Origin of the sequence: Paenibacillus sp. FSL H3-0329, from assembly GCF_037963285.1 — a bacterium.
Taxonomy (GTDB): Bacteria; Bacillota; Bacilli; order Paenibacillales; family Paenibacillaceae; genus Paenibacillus_AQ; species Paenibacillus_AQ odorifer.
The window spans coordinates 4,591,978-4,609,644 of sequence record NZ_CP150150.1 but is presented as its reverse complement, the minus strand read 5'-3'; the positions used below and the strand labels follow the sequence as shown (position 1 = coordinate 4,609,644).

21 protein-coding genes are annotated in these 17,667 nt (G+C 45.7%); all 21 read left to right on the top strand.

Annotated features, from left to right (window positions below; genetic code table 11):
- Positions 1 to 280: 280 nt before the first annotated feature.
- A complete protein-coding gene (locus NSQ66_RS20415; RefSeq protein ID WP_036676223.1) occupies positions 281 to 553 on the top strand; it encodes an HU family DNA-binding protein in 273 nt (90 codons plus the stop codon).
- Positions 554 to 668: 115 nt separating this feature from the next.
- Entirely contained in the window at positions 669 to 917 is a 249-nt protein-coding gene (gene mtrB, locus NSQ66_RS20410) for a trp RNA-binding attenuation protein MtrB (protein WP_051490908.1), read from the top strand.
- Between the two features lie 92 nt (positions 918 to 1,009).
- Entirely contained in the window at positions 1,010 to 1,552 is a 543-nt protein-coding gene (locus NSQ66_RS20405) for a hypothetical protein (RefSeq protein WP_036676225.1), read from the top strand.
- A gap of 91 nt (positions 1,553 to 1,643) precedes the next feature.
- On the top strand, positions 1,644 to 2,537 hold the full coding sequence (locus tag NSQ66_RS20400; protein ID WP_235219377.1) for a heptaprenyl diphosphate synthase component 1: 894 nt from the start codon (positions 1,644 to 1,646) through the stop codon (positions 2,535 to 2,537).
- Between the two features lie 3 nt (positions 2,538 to 2,540).
- The gene (locus NSQ66_RS20395) at positions 2,541 to 3,293 is read left to right on the top strand and encodes a demethylmenaquinone methyltransferase (protein ID WP_094901689.1); all 753 of its coding nucleotides are present in this window, start codon (positions 2,541 to 2,543) and stop codon (positions 3,291 to 3,293) included.
- Positions 3,286 to 4,158, top strand: a complete 873-nt coding sequence (locus NSQ66_RS20390) for a UbiA-like polyprenyltransferase (protein WP_036676227.1) — start codon at positions 3,286 to 3,288, stop codon at positions 4,156 to 4,158. Before NSQ66_RS20395 ends, NSQ66_RS20390 begins: the two co-directional genes overlap by 8 nt.
- Positions 4,158 to 4,760 carry a flavin prenyltransferase UbiX gene (locus NSQ66_RS20385; protein ID WP_036676229.1) on the top strand — a complete coding sequence of 201 codons (603 nt, stop codon included), beginning with the start codon at positions 4,158 to 4,160 and terminating at the stop codon, positions 4,758 to 4,760. Before NSQ66_RS20390 ends, NSQ66_RS20385 begins: the two co-directional genes overlap by 1 nt.
- Positions 4,761 to 4,764: 4 nt before the next feature.
- Positions 4,765 to 5,625 carry a menaquinone biosynthesis protein gene (locus NSQ66_RS20380; protein ID WP_036676231.1) on the top strand — a complete coding sequence of 287 codons (861 nt, stop codon included), beginning with the start codon at positions 4,765 to 4,767 and terminating at the stop codon, positions 5,623 to 5,625.
- Entirely contained in the window at positions 5,622 to 6,590 is a 969-nt protein-coding gene (locus tag NSQ66_RS20375) for a polyprenyl synthetase family protein (RefSeq protein WP_036676233.1), read from the top strand. The genes NSQ66_RS20380 and NSQ66_RS20375 overlap by 4 nt, the downstream gene beginning before the upstream one ends.
- A 99-nt stretch (positions 6,591 to 6,689) precedes the next feature.
- On the top strand, positions 6,690 to 7,133 hold the full coding sequence (ndk, locus tag NSQ66_RS20370) for a nucleoside-diphosphate kinase (protein ID WP_036676234.1): 444 nt from the start codon (positions 6,690 to 6,692) through the stop codon (positions 7,131 to 7,133).
- A gap of 27 nt (positions 7,134 to 7,160) precedes the next feature.
- Positions 7,161 to 7,964, top strand: coding sequence for a protein-glutamate O-methyltransferase CheR (locus tag NSQ66_RS20365; RefSeq protein WP_036676236.1), 804 nt, complete (start codon positions 7,161 to 7,163; stop codon positions 7,962 to 7,964).
- A 105-nt stretch (positions 7,965 to 8,069) separates the two neighbouring features.
- On the top strand, positions 8,070 to 8,231 hold the full coding sequence (locus NSQ66_RS20360) for a hypothetical protein (RefSeq protein ID WP_169744788.1): 162 nt from the start codon (positions 8,070 to 8,072) through the stop codon (positions 8,229 to 8,231).
- 192 nt (positions 8,232 to 8,423) lie between these two features.
- Positions 8,424 to 9,593, top strand: coding sequence for a chorismate synthase (aroC, locus tag NSQ66_RS20355; RefSeq protein WP_076141315.1), 1,170 nt, complete (start codon positions 8,424 to 8,426; stop codon positions 9,591 to 9,593).
- Between the two features lie 2 nt (positions 9,594 to 9,595).
- Complete coding sequence (aroB, locus tag NSQ66_RS20350) at positions 9,596 to 10,699, top strand: 3-dehydroquinate synthase (protein WP_036676240.1); 1,104 nt, start codon at positions 9,596 to 9,598, stop codon at positions 10,697 to 10,699.
- Entirely contained in the window at positions 10,693 to 11,067 is a 375-nt protein-coding gene (gene aroH, locus NSQ66_RS20345; RefSeq protein ID WP_036676241.1) for a chorismate mutase, read from the top strand. Before aroB ends, aroH begins: the two co-directional genes overlap by 7 nt.
- A gap of 432 nt (positions 11,068 to 11,499) precedes the next feature.
- A complete protein-coding gene (trpE, locus tag NSQ66_RS20340) occupies positions 11,500 to 13,065 on the top strand; it encodes an anthranilate synthase component I (RefSeq protein ID WP_036676243.1) in 1,566 nt (521 codons plus the stop codon).
- A gap of 41 nt (positions 13,066 to 13,106) precedes the next feature.
- Positions 13,107 to 14,147, top strand: a complete 1,041-nt coding sequence (gene trpD / locus NSQ66_RS20335; protein ID WP_170914202.1) for an anthranilate phosphoribosyltransferase — start codon at positions 13,107 to 13,109, stop codon at positions 14,145 to 14,147.
- Positions 14,137 to 14,967, top strand: coding sequence for an indole-3-glycerol phosphate synthase TrpC (gene trpC, locus NSQ66_RS20330; RefSeq protein WP_076141313.1), 831 nt, complete (start codon positions 14,137 to 14,139; stop codon positions 14,965 to 14,967). The genes trpD and trpC overlap by 11 nt, the downstream gene beginning before the upstream one ends.
- Positions 14,960 to 15,637 carry a phosphoribosylanthranilate isomerase gene (locus NSQ66_RS20325; RefSeq protein WP_036676248.1) on the top strand — a complete coding sequence of 226 codons (678 nt, stop codon included), beginning with the start codon at positions 14,960 to 14,962 and terminating at the stop codon, positions 15,635 to 15,637. The genes trpC and NSQ66_RS20325 overlap by 8 nt, the downstream gene beginning before the upstream one ends.
- The gene (gene trpB, locus NSQ66_RS20320; RefSeq protein WP_036676250.1) at positions 15,634 to 16,833 is read left to right on the top strand and encodes a tryptophan synthase subunit beta; all 1,200 of its coding nucleotides are present in this window, start codon (positions 15,634 to 15,636) and stop codon (positions 16,831 to 16,833) included. Before NSQ66_RS20325 ends, trpB begins: the two co-directional genes overlap by 4 nt.
- Positions 16,830 to 17,654, top strand: coding sequence for a tryptophan synthase subunit alpha (gene trpA / locus NSQ66_RS20315; RefSeq protein WP_076141312.1), 825 nt, complete (start codon positions 16,830 to 16,832; stop codon positions 17,652 to 17,654). Before trpB ends, trpA begins: the two co-directional genes overlap by 4 nt.
- Positions 17,655 to 17,667 lie beyond the last annotated feature (13 nt).

Below are 17,667 nucleotides of genomic sequence, written 5' to 3'. Positions count from 1 at the left end.
TCTGACTCAATTATTCTGATGAAATAAAGACCTAAACTGCTCCTATAGGTCTAACAAATTAGATCGAATTTAGATAAATATGCACGGATAGATGATAATTTCTGCTCCTTTTTTGAGTAACAGCTTGAATTTATGGATGGGCTGTATTACTATAAGTTTGTTGCGCTTCAAGGTCTAAGGGCGCCAAAGTTAAGTTTTAAACGGGATTATCACGTATATTTTACGTTGAAACGGAAACAGTGTATGATACCGGAGAATTTACTCAGGGAGGTGAGAAAACATGAATAAATCAGATTTGATCAATGTAGTTACAGAAGCAACTGAACTTCCCAAGAAGGATGCTACTAAAGCTGTAGATGCGGTTTTCGAAGCAATTACAGAAGCACTGCAAAGCGGTGATAAAGTACAACTGGTTGGATTCGGAAACTTTGAAGTGCGTGAGCGTTCTGCACGTAAAGGCCGTAACCCGCAAACTGGTGAAGAAATCGAAATTCCTGCAAGCAAGGTACCGGCATTCAAACCCGGTAAGGCGCTGAAAGACGGAATCAAATAAAGATTTCTACATACCTATCCCATAGTCTTTTAAGAACAACTATGCCGCCCTCCAAGGCGGCATTTGTTTTTTGAAATACTATGAACTGTATAATAGGTTTAGAGGAGGATGAGTGATGATGGATAAAAATACGGGTACTACTCCGCTTCCAACGGGCAGCGACTATATTGTGGTTAAAGCTAAAGATAATGGCGTTCAGGTCATTGGGCTAACCAGAGGTACAGATACACGTTTTCATCATACAGAGAAGCTGGATAAGGGCGAGGTATTGATTGCCCAGTTTACTGATCATACCTCAGCGATGAAGATTCGCGGTAAGGCTGAAATATGGACAAAGCACGGACAATTGGAAAGTGAAAGCTGAAAAGCAGGCATAGCCTGCTTTTTTTCAAAATATAGTAAAGATAAATGATCGTATTAGCTAAGAGTGGGAATTATGGATAAGGAGGCGTGTTCATGAACAAGGTCTGGTGGGTCGGAGCCGTATTACTCTTGACTGCAACCTCTGCTGTAATATTGCCCAAAGTGGCAGATATGGATTCTACCTTACAGCAACGCAATGGTGCAGTAGAGACTTTTACTGGCGGCCATAACACAGTGCTAGACAATGATAATCTTGTTGATGTTCTTGGCGCACTTCCATTGACCTTATCCATTGATAGCGTAGGCTGGGAGGATCACGTTCTGTCACTGGATTTAAAAGTGAGCGGAAATGATCATGAACCCCAGGAGCTTTATCGAAATATGGCGCAGGCTATTTCTTTTGCTTTTCAAGAAACCTCGAATGTGGATCAGCTTTTGCTGCGCATCGTGGTCATGGATAAATGGCTGGATAGCCGCCGGCTGCTGCTAGCAGGGGATATCAGACGCACGGAGTGGTCGGCTGAACTCCAGAATGAACTTCAGTCTGCGGGTAATCTCCCCATATCCGAGCGACTCAAGACGGGCTTCCGTATTAGTGAGACTGAGCTCTGGAAGAAGCAGTTCATTTATCCTTGAGAAGAATAAAAGAAACTCAGTCGTACCACAGTGCGTGACAAAAAAACATGTGATATAATAGACAAGATTGTGAACAAAGGAATTATTATTAATGTCAATGGCTTCGGAGGCTGAAATGAAACCGTACTGCATACCGCAACTGGCAAAACCCTACACCGACTACGACATGATTCAGAAGCATACGGATTTGCCACCGTTTTCTGATGGCCGGGGTCATTTGTTATATATTTTTCTAAACCATGGATCTTCTGTTAAAGGAAATGCTGGTGAGTTGTATACGCTCGTAACAGCACTTATTCAACTTGGACTAGATACACATGAGGTAATTGACCGCTCGAATGATAGACGCGGTGGAGATCCTATGCGTTCCCGTCAATTAAAGGTATTGGCTGGCGATTATTTCAGTAGCTGGTTTTACCATCTGCTTGCAAAGAGTGATCAAATTGAGATGGTTGGAATCTTGAGTAAGGCGATTGCTGATTTCAATGTCTTGAAAGCGAACCTCTATGTGAAGATGAGAGGAATCCGTCTTTCGGCTGAACAATACTTGCGGCACATGGTACAGCTCAATATGCGGCTGTTCCTTTCTTTTACGCCCATGATCGAGAATTCCTTAGTGGAGTTGTGGGAGAAGTTATTGACAGAATTCAGTCAGTGCGAAACTGTTGCCATAGAGCTTCAGCGTTGTGATAACCTTGAGAATGCTAGCAATGGTTATTGCTACTGGAAGATGCTGGAGTCAGCGACAGAGGAAGAACGCAAACAGCTTCAAGACCAGAACCTTGATCAGAAGGACTGGAAGATGCTGAAGATGAAATATAAATGTGATTCTCTGCTGACGGACAAGCTCCATCAGTCGATTCAGTCGATTCAGGGACTATTACAAAGCGTTAAAGACGAAAGCCTGCTTAGAGAGCTTGAGATAGCGCTGGATCGTATTCTCCTGCAGATGAAAGTCTCAGGACAAGCAGCCGTGGAGGGTTAGTGGATGACTATGGACAAAACTACAACTGCTGTGGGTGATAACAGCAAGCCGAAGGAACAGTTTGTGCACTCGGTGTTTGAGAGTATTGCAGGTAAATATGATTTGATGAATGATATCTTAAGCTTTCGCCGCCATAAGGCTTGGCGCAAGTTCACGATGAAGAAGATGGGCATGAAGCGCGGGGATTCAGCTGTAGACTTATGCTGCGGCACTTGCGATTGGAGCATTGCCTTGGCAGAAGCCACACAGACAGGGAATGTGATAGGACTTGACTTTAGTGCTGGCATGCTTGAAGTGGGGCGCCGTAAGGTGGAGGAGCGCAAGCTTCAGGACCGGATCTCTCTCGTACAGGGCAATGCTATGGAGTTGCCTTTTGAAGACAACGCATTCGATTATGCAACGATTGGTTTTGGACTCCGCAACGTACCGGATCTTGTTCAAGTGCTGAACGAGATGAAACGCGTGGTAAAACCCGGAGGAATGGTGGTCTGCCTGGAGCTTTCCAAGCCGATGAAACAACCGTTTAAAGGTATCTATTTCTTTTATTTTCAGCGTGTACTTCCATTGCTGGGCAAGTTATTCGCTAAAAGGTATGAGCAATACAAATGGCTGCCAGAATCGCTGGCGCTGTTCCCTGACCGGGAGCAATTAGCTGCTATTTTCCGTGAAACCGGACTGCAAAAAGTGGAATCCTTCCCCTTGACCGGAGGCATCGCGGCATTACATATTGGGCTCAAGGAGAACGGGAATGTTTAAGAAAATCGGTATCTTTTTACAAATGATCAAGTTTGAACATACGGTATTTGCTTTACCTTTTGCTTTTATGGGCGCTTTACTTGGTTCCGTTGTCATGTCTGGCACGCTACCTTCCTGGAGCCAGATTGGTTGGATCGTAGTGGCTATGTTTGGGGCACGGAGCGCTGCTATGGGGCTGAATCGACTGATTGACCGGATAAGTGATGCTAAGAATCCTCGCACAGCGGGAAGGGCTATTCCTGCAGGATTATTGAAGATCGGTGAAGTCGTCATTTTTATCGGCATTTCGTTTTTCTTACTCTTTTGGGCAGCCTTTAAGCTGAATCCTTTGTCGGCCAAGCTCTTGCCAATCGCAGTTTTCCTTCTTGTTATTTATTCATTTACGAAGCGCTTTACATGGGCTTGCCATCTTATCCTCGGTCTGACCATTGCGCTTGCACCTTTAGGCGGTTGGGTAGCTGTGACCGGTAGCGTGAATTGGACTTCAATGGTATTTTACTTCACTATTGTGTTTTGGACTGCAGGTTTTGATGTAATTTATTCTTGTCAGGATGTTGAGTTTGATCTAAAAGAGGGCTTGAAGTCCATTCCGGTTCGGTTCGGGGTTCAAGGTGCACTCATTATTGCCCGCGTATTTCACATTCTCACGGCGATTGGATTCGTATCGTTGCTGTTTATGACGGATTTAAGCTGGTGGTATGTAGCAGGCATGATCATCGCATATATTATTCTCTTTTATGAGCATTACATTGTATCTCCGAGTGACCTGAGCCGTCTGCAGACTGCTTTTTTCACTATGAACGGCGTATTGAGCATCGTAGTGTTCTCTTTCACTTTGATTGACTTGGTGGTGCAGTTCTACTAATGACGCTTACTAAACCGAAAAACATCGTGGTTGGAATTACAGGAGCAAGCGGTGCGATATATGGTGTTCGTCTAACTGAAACCTTGCTGTCACTAGGCTACTCCGTGCATTTGGTAGTTAGCAATGCGGGCTGGCGCGTATTTAAAGAAGAACTTGGCTATATCGCATCAGACCGGGAGGGCTTTTTGAACGAAAGGTTCAAAGGCTATCCCGGTTCTCTGCTTTATCATCCTGTTGCGGATATCGGCGCATCCATTGCAAGTGGTTCGTTTCGTGTGGAAGGGATGATTATTATGCCTTGCTCTATGGGAACATTGTCCGCGGTAGCGAATGGGACCTCTGATAATCTGATGACACGTGCTGCTGACGTTATGCTCAAGGAAGGACGCCCACTGGTGCTTGTTCCTCGTGAGACTCCACTGCATGCCATTCATCTAGAGAATATGTTGAAGCTGTCCCGTCTGGGAGTTCGGATGATTCCCGCAATGCCGGCTTTTTATTTCGGGCCGCAAAGTATGGATGATCTGATTAATTTCATGGTGGGCAAAGTGCTTGACAGCTTTAATATTGAACACAATTTATTTCGAAGATGGGGGGATTGAAAGGATGGACAATAACAGCCACACCATCATCGGCAAAATCAGCTATACCAACTCATGGCCGGTATTTCACAATTTTCATCCCTCTGCATTAAAATATCCTGCAGAGATGGTGAGTGAGGTACCTGCCATTCTTAATCAGGGGATGAGCCGTGGAACTATTCATGTAGGTGCTTTATCCTCTTTTGCTTATGCTGAGGCCAGTGACAAATTATTACTACTACCTGATTTATCGGTTAGCGCGGACGGTCCTGTGAGATCAATATTCCTTTTTTCCAGGGTGCCATTTGCTCAGATTGGTAGCGGTAAGATTGCTGTTACGAATACTTCTGCAACCTCGGTAAATTTGCTGAAAATTTTAATGGAAAAAGCTTTTGGCAATAAACCGGAATATATTAGCGCTAATCCTGATTTGGATGCCATGATGCATGAAGCGGATGCCTGCTTATTAATTGGTGATAATGCTATTAAAGCCTCATGGCAGGATCAAGGTTATATCGTTACAGATCTAGCTGAGGTTTGGAAGAAATGGACGGGCTTAGGGATGACCTTTGCGGTCTGGGCAGTGAACCGAAAGGCTGCTGAGGACAAACCGGAGGCTATTTCTGAGATTGCAGAGGCTTTTGCCGAGAGTAAAATGCGGGGATTGAGAGATTTAGATCCTATTGTACAAGCAGCTTGTTCTAACATTGGAGGAACAAAGTCTTATTGGGAAGGGTACTTCCGCAATTTATGTTATGATTTTGGAGAAAGGCAGCAGCAAGGTTTGAACCTCTATTTCCGCTATGCCTATGAGATGGGCCTGCTGCCGCAGGAAGTGAAGATGGAGATTTGGAGCCATAAACTGTTGACACGGGTGAAAGAATGAAACGACTGCAAATATTCGGATTACTGAACAGAGATATGGATCAGATTGAAAAAGAGCTGTACCGTAGTGTACAGGGGGATGACGATCTGCTTACAGAAACCTCCCTGCATTTATTAAAGGCAGGCGGCAAAAGATTACGTCCCGTATTTGTCCTGATGGGCGGGAAATTCGGTAAGTATGATCTGGAAAAGCTGAAACGGGTGGCGATACCGTTAGAGTTGATCCATAGCGCTTCACTGGTCCATGATGATGTGATCGACGATGCAGAATTGCGCCGTGGTGAACTCACCGTGAAAGCAAAATGGGGCGATAAAATTGCCATGTACACTGGTGACTACATATATGCAAAAGCGCTGGTTATGACTACGGAGCTGAAGAATCCACGAATTCATCAAATTCTGTCTAAGGCGATGATCGAAATGTCGATCGGAGAGATGGAGCAGATTCGTGACTTTTTCAACAGTGAGCAAAGTGTACGTCATTATCTACGGCGTATCCGCCGCAAAACAGCCCTGCTGATTGCAGTTAGCTGCCAACTCGGCGCACTTGCTGCTGAGGCAGATCCAGAAGTAGCTCGCCTGCTTTATAATTATGGATATAACGTGGGTATGGCGTTCCAGATTCGTGATGATTTACTGGATCTCTCAGGCACAGAGAAACAGATCGGTAAACCTCCGGGCAGTGATATGCGTCAAGGAAACATTACACTTCCAGTGATTTATAGTCTTGAGGATGAGCGGCTGCGCGAGTCATTGCTTGAGGAACTGAAGTCTATACGTGAGGGCCATAGCACGGTAGGACGTGCGATTGATCTTATACTTTCCGGAGACGGAATCGCCCGCTCTGAGGAGCTCGCTTCACGTTATATTGACAAGGCGCTGGCGGCGCTGGAACAATTGCCTAATAATAAGACTAAGCGCAATCTGCGTGATATTGCTTATTTTATAACAGGAAGAAGTTATTGATCTTCTGGTGAGATTGAAATTAAACGTTTCCAGAAAGCAATGTTTCTGTTAAGATAGCGTCAAAACAACCCTTCAAATGGGAAAATGGAGAGTGCTTCTATGGAAAAGACGTATCTGATGGTCAAGCCTGATGGAGTTCAACGTGGATTAATAGGGCGTATTGTTACCCGCTTTGAGGATAAGGGGTTTAAATTGGTCGCTGCTAAGCTGATTACAGTTAGTGAGGATCAAGCGAAAAGACATTATGCTGAGCATGCAGGCAAAGACTTTTTTTCGGAGCTGGTCTCTTTCATCACTTCAGGTCCAGTGTTTGCAATGGTATGGGAAGGCGATGATGTTGTTACGTTATCCCGGACACTCATAGGCAAGACAAAAGTTGGAGAAGCTCTGCCAGGCACGATTCGTGGCGACTTTGCCAGCCATACACCACTTAATCTAATTCATGGATCAGACTCGCCTGAAAGTGCAGAACGGGAAATTGCTAATTTCTTTGCTCCAGATGAACTGAATCAGTATAACAAAGACATCGCAGTCTGGATGTAAGGTCCAGGTGGGAGGCAGGGGATTAACATGTCTGATCGTAATGTTGCAGCATTAACAACAGATCCGGATTATAGCGGATTTATTCACAACGTTAAACAAAGCACCGGAATTGATCTGGCTCAATATAAAGAAGCGCAGATGAAGCGGCGTTTGACGACTCTTCGGATGAAGAATGGGTATCATACCTTCAGTGATTTTTTTGCAGCGATGATGAAAAATAAGGACTTATTTTATGAATTTTTAGATCGAATGACGATCAATGTCTCTGAGTTCTGGCGGAATCCGAATCGCTGGGAAGTTTTGCGGGATATTATCCTTCCTGACCTCCAGCAGTCAGGCCGCAAATTAAAGCTGTGGAGCGCGGCGTGTTCCACTGGCGAAGAGCCTTACACGCTGGCTATGATTTTGTCGGACAAGAATATATTGGCGCAGACAGGCATTCTTGCCACTGACATTGATGATGGCGCTTTATCTAAAGCAAAGCAAGGTCTTTATTTGGAACGTTCTTTAAAGGATGTGCCGAAAGACGTGGCAGCACGTTACTTTACACCGGAAGGCCCTGTTTTCAAGGTCAGCGATTCACTTAAGAAAAACATAGATTTCCGCAAACAGAATCTGCTCTTGGACAAGTTCGACGAAGGTTTTGATCTTATTATTTGTCGCAATGTAATGATCTATTTTACTGAAGAGGCGAAGAACAAGCTCTATCATAAGTTTTCGGCTAGCTTACGTCCGGGTGGTTATTTGTTTGTGGGTAGCACAGAGCAAATCTTTACACCGGCTCAATACGGTTTTGAATCGACGGAAACTTTTTTCTATCGTAAAAAATAAATATTTTTTGCTCCTTCGCCATTAACTTCAAAGGTATACTTTCGCAAAAGTTCAGTGATACTGGATAGTAGAATCTGTACGCTAAGTGAAAGGAAAGTTAAACCGATGGACAAAAGCAAGGTCATTGCCGCGTACAAACGAGGCTTTATCACCGTTCGTGAGTGCGGGCAAATTCTCGGTGTGGAAGAAATGCAATTGGAGCGCCTTCTGCAGCTGGAAGAGCGTAAGTCTACATTCCCTCCACCAAGTCAGCGGCTCGGCAGCTAACAAGCTGAGGACCCAGCCGAGGAGCGCCATTCATACTCTTAAGGGTATGGATGGCGCTTTTTATTTCGATATACATAGAGTGTTTCTAGGGAGAGCCCTTTCTTGTCAAAGCGGATTCCCTATACTATAATGAGCAAAGATCATAGGATTTTAGCGGTTTACAGTTTAAAAGTATAAAAGGGGGAAGACATCATGAGTTTACGCTATTTAACAGCGGGGGAAACGCACGGCCCCCAGCTAACGGCTATTATTGAGGGATTGCCAAGTAATTTAACTTTGGATTTTGAAGAGCTTAACTTTCAATTGCATCGTCGACAAAAGGGATACGGACGTGGACGCCGCATGCAGATTGAGAAAGATACGGCACAAATAGTCGGTGGAGTACGTCACGGCTATACTACAGGTGCTCCGGTAGCCTTGGTAGTAGAGAACAAGGATTGGACTCACTGGAAGAACATAATGAATATTGAACCTATTCCAGGCAGTGATGAAGAAAAACGCCGGGTAAATCGGCCGCGTCCTGGACATGCAGATTTGAATGGTGGATTGAAGTACAATCATACGGATCTTCGCAATGTTCTGGAGCGCTCCAGTGCCCGCGAAACAGCAGCCAGAGTTGCATGTGGCGCTGTAGCCAGACAGCTGCTGGCAGCTTTTGGTGTGAAAGTAGCAGGTCAAGTCATTCGTATTGGTGAAATTGAGGCACCTGCTAATGATCTGCCTATCGATGAGCTGATTGAACGCACAGAACAGTCCTCTGTCAGAGTTGTCGACAAAGAAACGGAACAGAAAATGGAGGCTTACATAGATCAAATCAAGGAAGAGGGCGACTCCATCGGTGGAATCGTTGAATGTATCGTCGAAGGACTGCCCATCGGACTTGGCAGCTATGTACAGTCAGACCGGAAGCTGGACGGGGCGATCGCTGGGGCAGTGATGTCGATTAATGCCTTCAAAGGCGTTGAAATCGGCATTGGGTTTGAAGCAGGTAAATTGCGTGGATCGCAAGTCCATGATGAAATTATGTATGAAGCTTCTAAAGGATACTATCGCGCAAGCAATCGTTTAGGCGGTTTTGAAGGCGGGATGACGAATGGTATGCCGATAGTGGTTCGTGGTGTTATGAAGCCTATTCCTACCTTGTATAAGCCACTTCAAAGTGTAGATATCGATATGAAAGAACCTTTTACAGCTCAAGTAGAACGTTCGGATGCATGTGCAGTTCCAGCGGCATGTGTGGTTCTGGAAAGCGTAGTGGCATGGGAAGTTGCCAAAGCTTTTCTTGATAAATTCGGCGGGGATTCTCTCGAAGAAATTAAAGCGAACTATGAAAACTATCTTGCACAATTGGAGAGTTATTAATCATGCGTACGATCAATGTAGATTTAGGAGATCGTTCTTATCCAATTCACATCGGTAGTGGTCTGCTGCAGAACATTGGCCAGTACTGTGCTGAGGCTGGACTGTCCACTCGCAGCCCAATACTGGTTGTGAGTGATAGTGAAGTAGCTCCACTGTATTTACCGTCGCTTGAAGAAGCTCTACGTCAGCAAGGCTATACCGTAGTCAGCCACATTATGCCGGCAGGGGAAGCATCCAAATCATTAACCGTGTATGAAGAGGTTATGACGACCGCGATTCAAGCGGGACTGGATCGCAACTCAGCGGTGTTGGCTTTAGGTGGCGGGGTTGTTGGTGATTTAGCTGGTTTTGTAGCAGCTACCTACATGCGCGGAATAGGATTTCTACAAATTCCAACGACGATTCTAGCCCATGACAGCAGCGTAGGCGGCAAAGTGGCTGTCAATCATCCACTAGCCAAAAATATGGTTGGTGCGTTCTATCAACCTTCGCTGGTGCTTTACGATTTGGATACCCTTCGCACGCTTCCGCCACGCCAAGTCTCTTCTGGCCTGGCTGAAGTAGTGAAGCATGGTCTGATTATGGACAAAGAATTCGCATATTGGTGCCGTGAACATGCTGATGAGCTGCTTGCTCTGAATGCTGAAGCACTCGGCTATGCCCTTGAGCGCGGTTGTGCAATCAAGGCTCATGTCGTAGCGAACGATGAACGTGAGCATGGACTTCGGGCGATTCTGAATTTAGGACATACGATCGGACATGCTATTGAAGCGGTTGGCGGATATGGCGTATTTTTGCACGGTGAAGCGATTGCGATTGGTATGGCGGGTTCGGCGCTGCTGGCTGTAAAGCTTGGACATGATCGATCCATTTATGAGGATACAGTATCTATGTTATCTGCACTTTCATTGCCTATACAGCTTCCTTCTGAATATGATGAAGAGGAGCTAATGGAAGCAATGATGCATGATAAGAAATTCAAAGAAGGCAGAATGACTTTTATTGTGCCTGATGCCATAGGAGCCGTAAGCATTGTAAACGATGTACAGGAATCGCTTGTGCGAGAGGTTCTCGCAGAGCTTAAAAAGGAGGGGAAACCGTGGTAAATCGAGGGATTCGCGGAGCAACTACCGTGATTAATAACGAAGAAACAGAGATTTTGCGTGAAACCGTTGTGCTGCTGCGGGAGATCGTAGAACGTAATGATGTTATAGCTGAGGATATTAGCAATGTATGGATTACGATGACCAATGATCTGGATGCTACTTTTCCGGCAAGAGCCATTCGTGAGATTGAGGGCTGGGAAATGGTGCCACTTATGTGTTCAACGGAGATCCCTGTTAAAGGCAGTCTGCCGATGTGTATCCGGTTAATGGTGCAGTTTAATACGGATAAATCACAGCGTGAGATCCGCCATGTATATCTGAATGAAGCTCAGAAGCTTCGTCCGGATTTGTCGCAGAGTAAGTCTTAAATTTGAGTTGTGGGTTGTCAATGACCCTTGTCATCATGTATAGTGTAATTAGCCGAGTATAGAAGAGTTTAGTTGAGTTGAGATGAGTATAGTTGAGCAGAGTGCAAGAAATTTTTGCGAATATAAGAAAGTATAAGCTTTGTTCTATACATTCTTATATTTCACGCATATACGCTTACCGTCCTTATAAGGACGCTGAAGACGTTTATGCCTGATTAGCAGTTTTTGTGTACGCAGAGTCTTTATTTTGATATGTACTGGAGTGTTATTTCACATCCGTGATGTATCTTATTTAGAGATAAGTCTGTAGGCACAACATAACGATGCTGATCATTGCTCAAAAACATATACTTACTTACACAAACCCTCTACTTTGGTAGAGGGTTTTTCTGTTTTTCGGAAAGATTTATATAACTAAGGGGGCATCTAAAAATGACGAATCCGAGTGTTCAAGAGGTGGTAAAGCTGTCGCAGGATTATAATCTGATTCCTGTTGTGAAGCGGCTGCTGGCTGATATGGAAACACCTATCCGGTTATTCCAACGTTTTGCTGAACGTGACCGCGCGTTCTTACTAGAAAGTGTAGAGGGCGGCAAACAATGGGCCCGGTACTCGTTCATCGGCAGCGATCCCTTTTTAATGATATCGGGAAAAAAGGGTGCAATTAACGTAGAGATCGACGGTAAGAAAAAACAGCTGCATGGAAAGCCGATTGAGGAGCTTAAAGCACTGCTTCGTTCATACCGTAGCCCTAAGCTGGATGAGATGCCGCCATTTACTGGAGGAGCTATCGGATTTTTTGGATATGATCTGCTGCAATATTATGAGAAGCTGCCTGAGCATCCAGTAGATGATCTCCAAATGGATGATATCCGGTTTATGTTCTGTGATCGCATCATTGTTTTTGATCATGTGAAACAACAAATTCTCCTAGTTGGCAACCTGCATGTTAAAGACGGTGATACGGACTCAGATATCAAATCCAATTACGAAAGCTTAAGTCGTAAGCTTGAGGATATGGCCGAAGAGCTGCAAAAGGAAGGGCCAAAGGAAAATGTGAACCGCCGCAGCATTCCGCAGGATATTGAGCTGGGTGAGATTCATTCCAACCTGACTAAAGAACAATATATCAACAACGTAGAACAAGCGAAGGAATACATTCGGGCTGGCGATATTTTTCAAGTGGTGTTGTCGCAGCGCCTGCATATTGAAACGGAGGTTTCTCCACTGCATGTATACCGGATGCTCAGGACGCTTAACCCATCTCCATATATGTATTATTTGAAAATGGATGAAGAGATTATTGTTGGAACCTCACCGGAAGCGCTCGTAAAGGTAGATGGAAACCGTGTGGAGACACGGCCGATTGCCGGAACAAGACCAAGAGGTGAAAGTGAAGCTTCGGATCGTGCTTACGCCGCGGAGCTGCTGGAGGATGAAAAAGAACGTGCAGAGCATTTGATGCTAGTTGATCTAGGTCGTAATGATTTAGGAAGAGTGTCCAAATTCGGTTCTGTAAAATGTGATTCCTTTATGGAAATTGAAAGATACTCTCATGTCATGCATATGGTATCGAATGTGTCAGGCACGCTTAGCGAGGATAAAGATTTCTTTGATGCCTTTCTCTCCTGTCTGCCAGCCGGTACTGTCTCAGGAGCACCTAAGCTACGGGCAATGGAGATTATTGCTGAATTGGAGCGAGAAGCCCGTGGTGCTTATGCGGGGGCGATTGGATATTTGGGATTCTCGGGAAATATGGATTCATGTATCACCATCCGTACAATCATCTTCCGTAAGGGCAGAGCATATGTGCAGGCTGGGGCGGGTATCGTTTGGGACTCGGTTCCGGAGAAAGAGTATGAAGAGACGGTGAATAAAGCGAAGGGCATGCTAAAAGCTATTCGTATGGCAGAGGCTATGTTCCCACCCGAGATAAAAGAGAAACAAGTCATCAATCAAGATTACATGTACACATATACCCCTGAACAGGTGGTTTGATTAATATAAAAGATTACATTAAGGCTAGGAGGATGAACATTATGGATGCAACAAAATTGATACAATCAGGAATCGCTGGACTAATCGAAGGCAAAAGTCTGACACGTGGAGAAGCACGGGATATAATGGGTGCAATCATGCTGGGAGATGCTTCTCAGGCGCAAATCGGATCACTGCTGACCGCTTTACGGATTAAGGGAGAGACCGTGGAGGAAATTACGGGGTTTGCGGAAGCCATGAGAGGTTTCGGCACACCTGTCCTTACTGAAAAAGCGCGTCTGCTAGATACATGTGGTACGGGCGGTTCCGGCATCCATAAGTTTAATATTTCTACCGCCTCAGCGATTATTTCATCAGCGGCTTCTGTACGAGTTGCCAAACATGGCAACCGCTCAGCTTCCGGTAGAGCAGGAAGTGCAGATGTACTTGAAGCTTTGGGCGTCAACATTCATCTGAATGCGGATCAGGCTCGGGAATGCTTGGATCGAATCGGCATTTGTTTTTTATTCGCGCAAATCTATCATCCTTCGATGCGGCATGCGGCGGCACCGCGTAAAGAGCTTGGAGTGCGGACGATTTTTAATATGCTTGGTCCGCTTACGAATCCCGCGGGTGCTGACCGTCAGCTGCTGGGGATTTATGATCGGAATAAGACAGAGACGGTGGCTAATGTACTGAAGGAGCTGGGGTCCAAGCGTGCGATGGTTGTCAGCAGCTTGGATGGTCTGGATGAAATCAGCATCTCGGCCCCTACATTAGTGTCTGAGCTAAAAGAGGGCACCGTAACCACGTATGAGGTAACGCCAGAGGCATTAGGTCTTAACAGACATCCACTGGAAGCTGTGCTGGGTGGAGATGCAGCTGAAAATGCGGCGATTATTACCTCGGTCCTTCAAGGGCAGATTAATCCTTATCGTGATATCGTTCTTGCTAACGCCGGAGCCTGTATATATGTTGCTGGTCTGGCAGATACCATGGCCGGAGGCGTAGAGAGAGCAAAAGATGTAGTGGATTCAGGCAAGGCACTATCCAAGCTTAATCAGCTTGTAGCTATGACGGAGGAACTTAATTATGTATCTTGATAAAATTGTCGCGACTAAGATTAAAGAGGTTGAATTGCTCAGTAAAAACTTTTCGTTGGCACAAGCAGAGCGTGATATTGCGCTTCTTTCGGCAACAAGAGGCTTTCGTAAGGCTCTGACCCAAGGGAAGAACAGAGATATGGGCTTGATCGCTGAGGTGAAGAAGGCTTCTCCTTCCAAAGGGTTGATCCGTGAAGATTTTGATCCTGTTTCCATTGCAAAAGGATATGAAGCTGGAGGCGCTGATTGTTTATCTGTTCTGACGGACACAGAATATTTCCAGGGCAGCGCAGCTTATCTGCAGCAAGTGAAGGAAGCTGTAAATCTGCCGCTGCTTCGCAAAGATTTTATTATCGATGAGAAGCAAATCTACGAAGCACGTCTTCTCGGAGCGGATGCCGTGTTGTTGATCGTCGCTATTTTGACACCGGCACAACTGTCTCATTTTATAGATATAGCTTCAGGGCTTGGATTGGATATCTTGATTGAGGTGCATGACCGAAATGAACTGGCGGTTGTACTGAGCACAGAAAAGATAACCCAACCTAACGTCCTGCTAGGAATTAATAACCGTAATCTACGTACCTTCGAGACCTCTTTGGAGACAACAGCCGAGCTGGCAGCTCTTGTGCCGCAAGGTGTTCCAGTGATCAGCGAAAGTGGAATTTCCGGGTCAAAAGACATCGGCTACCTAAGAACTACTGGTGCTCACGGAGTGCTCGTTGGGGAGTATCTAATGCGTCAAGCTAACGTAGAGGATGCGGTTAACGGTTTGCTCGGTGAGCTTCCTAACGGAAAGGACCGTGTCCGGCATGGCTGAGACATTAGTAAAAATCTGTGGACTTCAGGACGTTGAAGTGCTAAAATCTATGTTACACTTACCACTAGATTATATCGGATTTGTTTTTGCACCTAGCCGCCGGAAGGTATCCATAGAGCGTGCTGCCGAACTGATTGCAGAACTTCCAAATTGGAAGACTGGTGAAATTCCTAAGGCTGCAGGAGTTTTTGTTAATCCGGAGCTGGATGAGTTGAACGAATTGTTGTCTGTGGTGCATTTAGATGTAATTCAGCTCCATGGACAGGAGAGCCCGGCTTTTTGCCAGCAGGTTCGCCAAGCTTATCCACAGGTTCAGGTATGGAAGGCACTGTCCGTTGCTGATCAAGAGCGGGATAAAGCTGAAAATGAATATACCTTGGAAGATTACGCAGCTGCAGTAGATGCGGTTTTATTAGATACGTATGATCCATTGCAGAGCGGCGGCTCTGGCCGAACCTTCGCATGGAACAAATTACCTGAGTACCAAGAAATTGCAGTACGACATGGCTTGCCCTTGTTTGTGGCTGGAGGGCTTCATTCAGATAATGTTGGTGAATTGCTTGATACCTATGTCCCGTATGGGGTAGACGTATCGAGTGGAGTAGAGACTGACGGCATTAAGGATATTCAAAAAATGACAGCTTTTGTGGAAAGGGTGAAGCAATCATGATACAAGTACCGGACCAGCATGGACGTTTCGGTTCATTCGGAGGCCGCTTCGTGCCCGAGACTTTGATGAATGCATTGATTGAGTTGGAGGAGGCCTACCGTAAGTTTTCGGCAGATCCAGCTTTTCAGGAAGAAATAGATTATCTATTAAAGCAGTATTCCGGACGGGAGACCCCGCTGTATTATGCGGAACGTCTGAGCAAACATCTGGGAGAAGCTAAAATATATTTGAAGCGTGAAGATTTGAATCATACAGGTGCCCATAAGATTAACAACGCGATTGGTCAAGGGATTTTGGCCAAAATGATGGGAAAAACGAAGGTGATCGCTGAGACTGGCGCGGGTCAACATGGTGTAGCCACAGCTACAGTTGCAGCTCTGCTAGGTATGGAATGTAAGGTGTTTATGGGGGAAGAGGATACGCGCCGCCAGGCCCTTAATGTATTCCGGATGAAGCTGCTTGGTGCAGAAGTGATTCCCGTTACTTCCGGATCGCGCACTTTAAAAGATGCCGGCAACGAAGCGCTTCGCTACTGGGTTAGCAATGTAGACGATACCTTCTATATATTGGGTTCAGCTGTAGGACCGCATCCTTATCCGATGATGGTCCGTAACTTTCAGCGGGTTATTGGGGATGAAACACGGCGCCAGATTCTGGAGGCTGAAGGAAGGCTGCCGGATCTGCTCGTAGCTGCTGTAGGCGGTGGCAGTAATGCCATCGGTATGTTCTATCCATTCGTTGAGGATGAAAGTGTCGGTATGATTGGTGTAGAGGCGGCTGGTAAAGGCATTGATACCCCTTTTCATGCGGCAACAATGAGTAAAGGAACTCATGGCGTATTCCAGGGTTCGATGAGTTATCTCCTGCAGGATGAGCATGGACAAGTAACAGAAGCACATTCCATCTCCGCAGGCCTGGATTATCCTGGTGTGGGTCCTGAACACTCCTATCTAAAAGATATCGAACGCGCAAAATATGTACCGATTACAGATGCAGAGGCGCTAGATGCATTGAAGCTGCTATGCGTAACGGAAGGCATTATTCCAGCGTTAGAATCGGCGCATGCGATAGCACATGTTGTAAAAATGGGTCCAACCCTTACTAAGGATGATATTGTTGTCATCTGCCTGTCAGGCCGGGGAGACAAAGATGTAGAATCCATTATGGCGTATACAGAAGGGAAGGGAACTGAATGACAACCCAAACTACAAACCGGATGGATTTGGTATTCCGGAAGCTTAAAGCTGAGAACCGAACCGCATTGATTCCTTTTCTGACTGTTGGAGATCCAGATTTGGAGACTACTCTTGCCATCATTACTGAACTGGAGACAGCAGGTGCAGATATTCTGGAGCTGGGAGTACCTTACTCTGATCCGCTTGCAGACGGCCCTGTAATTCAGAGAGCATCTGCCCGGGCACTGCGGGGTGAAGTTCACCTGCGCACTTGCATGGAGACCGCGCTAAAGGCTCGTCAAGCCGGCAGCAGTTTGCCATTTATCTTGTTTTCTTATTACAATCCTATCCTGCAAATGGGTCTTGATACGTTTTTTGCTGATCTGAACAAGCATGAAATTAGCGGACTTATTATCCCGGATCTTCCCGTTGAGGAATCAGCGGAGATGCGGCGCCGTAGTGATGAAGTTGGAGTCAACCTCATTCCTTTAGTTGCACCAACCTCAAGCGAACGTATTGCAAAGATTGTATCCGGTGCGAGCGGGTTTATCTATTGTGTATCTTCATTAGGGGTGACTGGAGAAAGATCCTCTTTCCATGCGGATGTAGAAGCCTTTATTGCTTCCGTTCGTCAAGCTACGGATCTGCCAGTGGCTGTAGGATTTGGGATCTCTACTGGCGAACAGGTTGCCCGTTTTGCTCAGATTTGCGATGGTGTTGTAGTAGGGAGTGCCATTGTCCGCAAAATAGAAGAAGTAATTCCGCTGCTCGGTCATCCTGCTACGCGGAATGAGGGGCTGTTGCAAATTCGAGAATTTGTGGCACAATTAAAAAGACCATAACAGTGTCATTCTG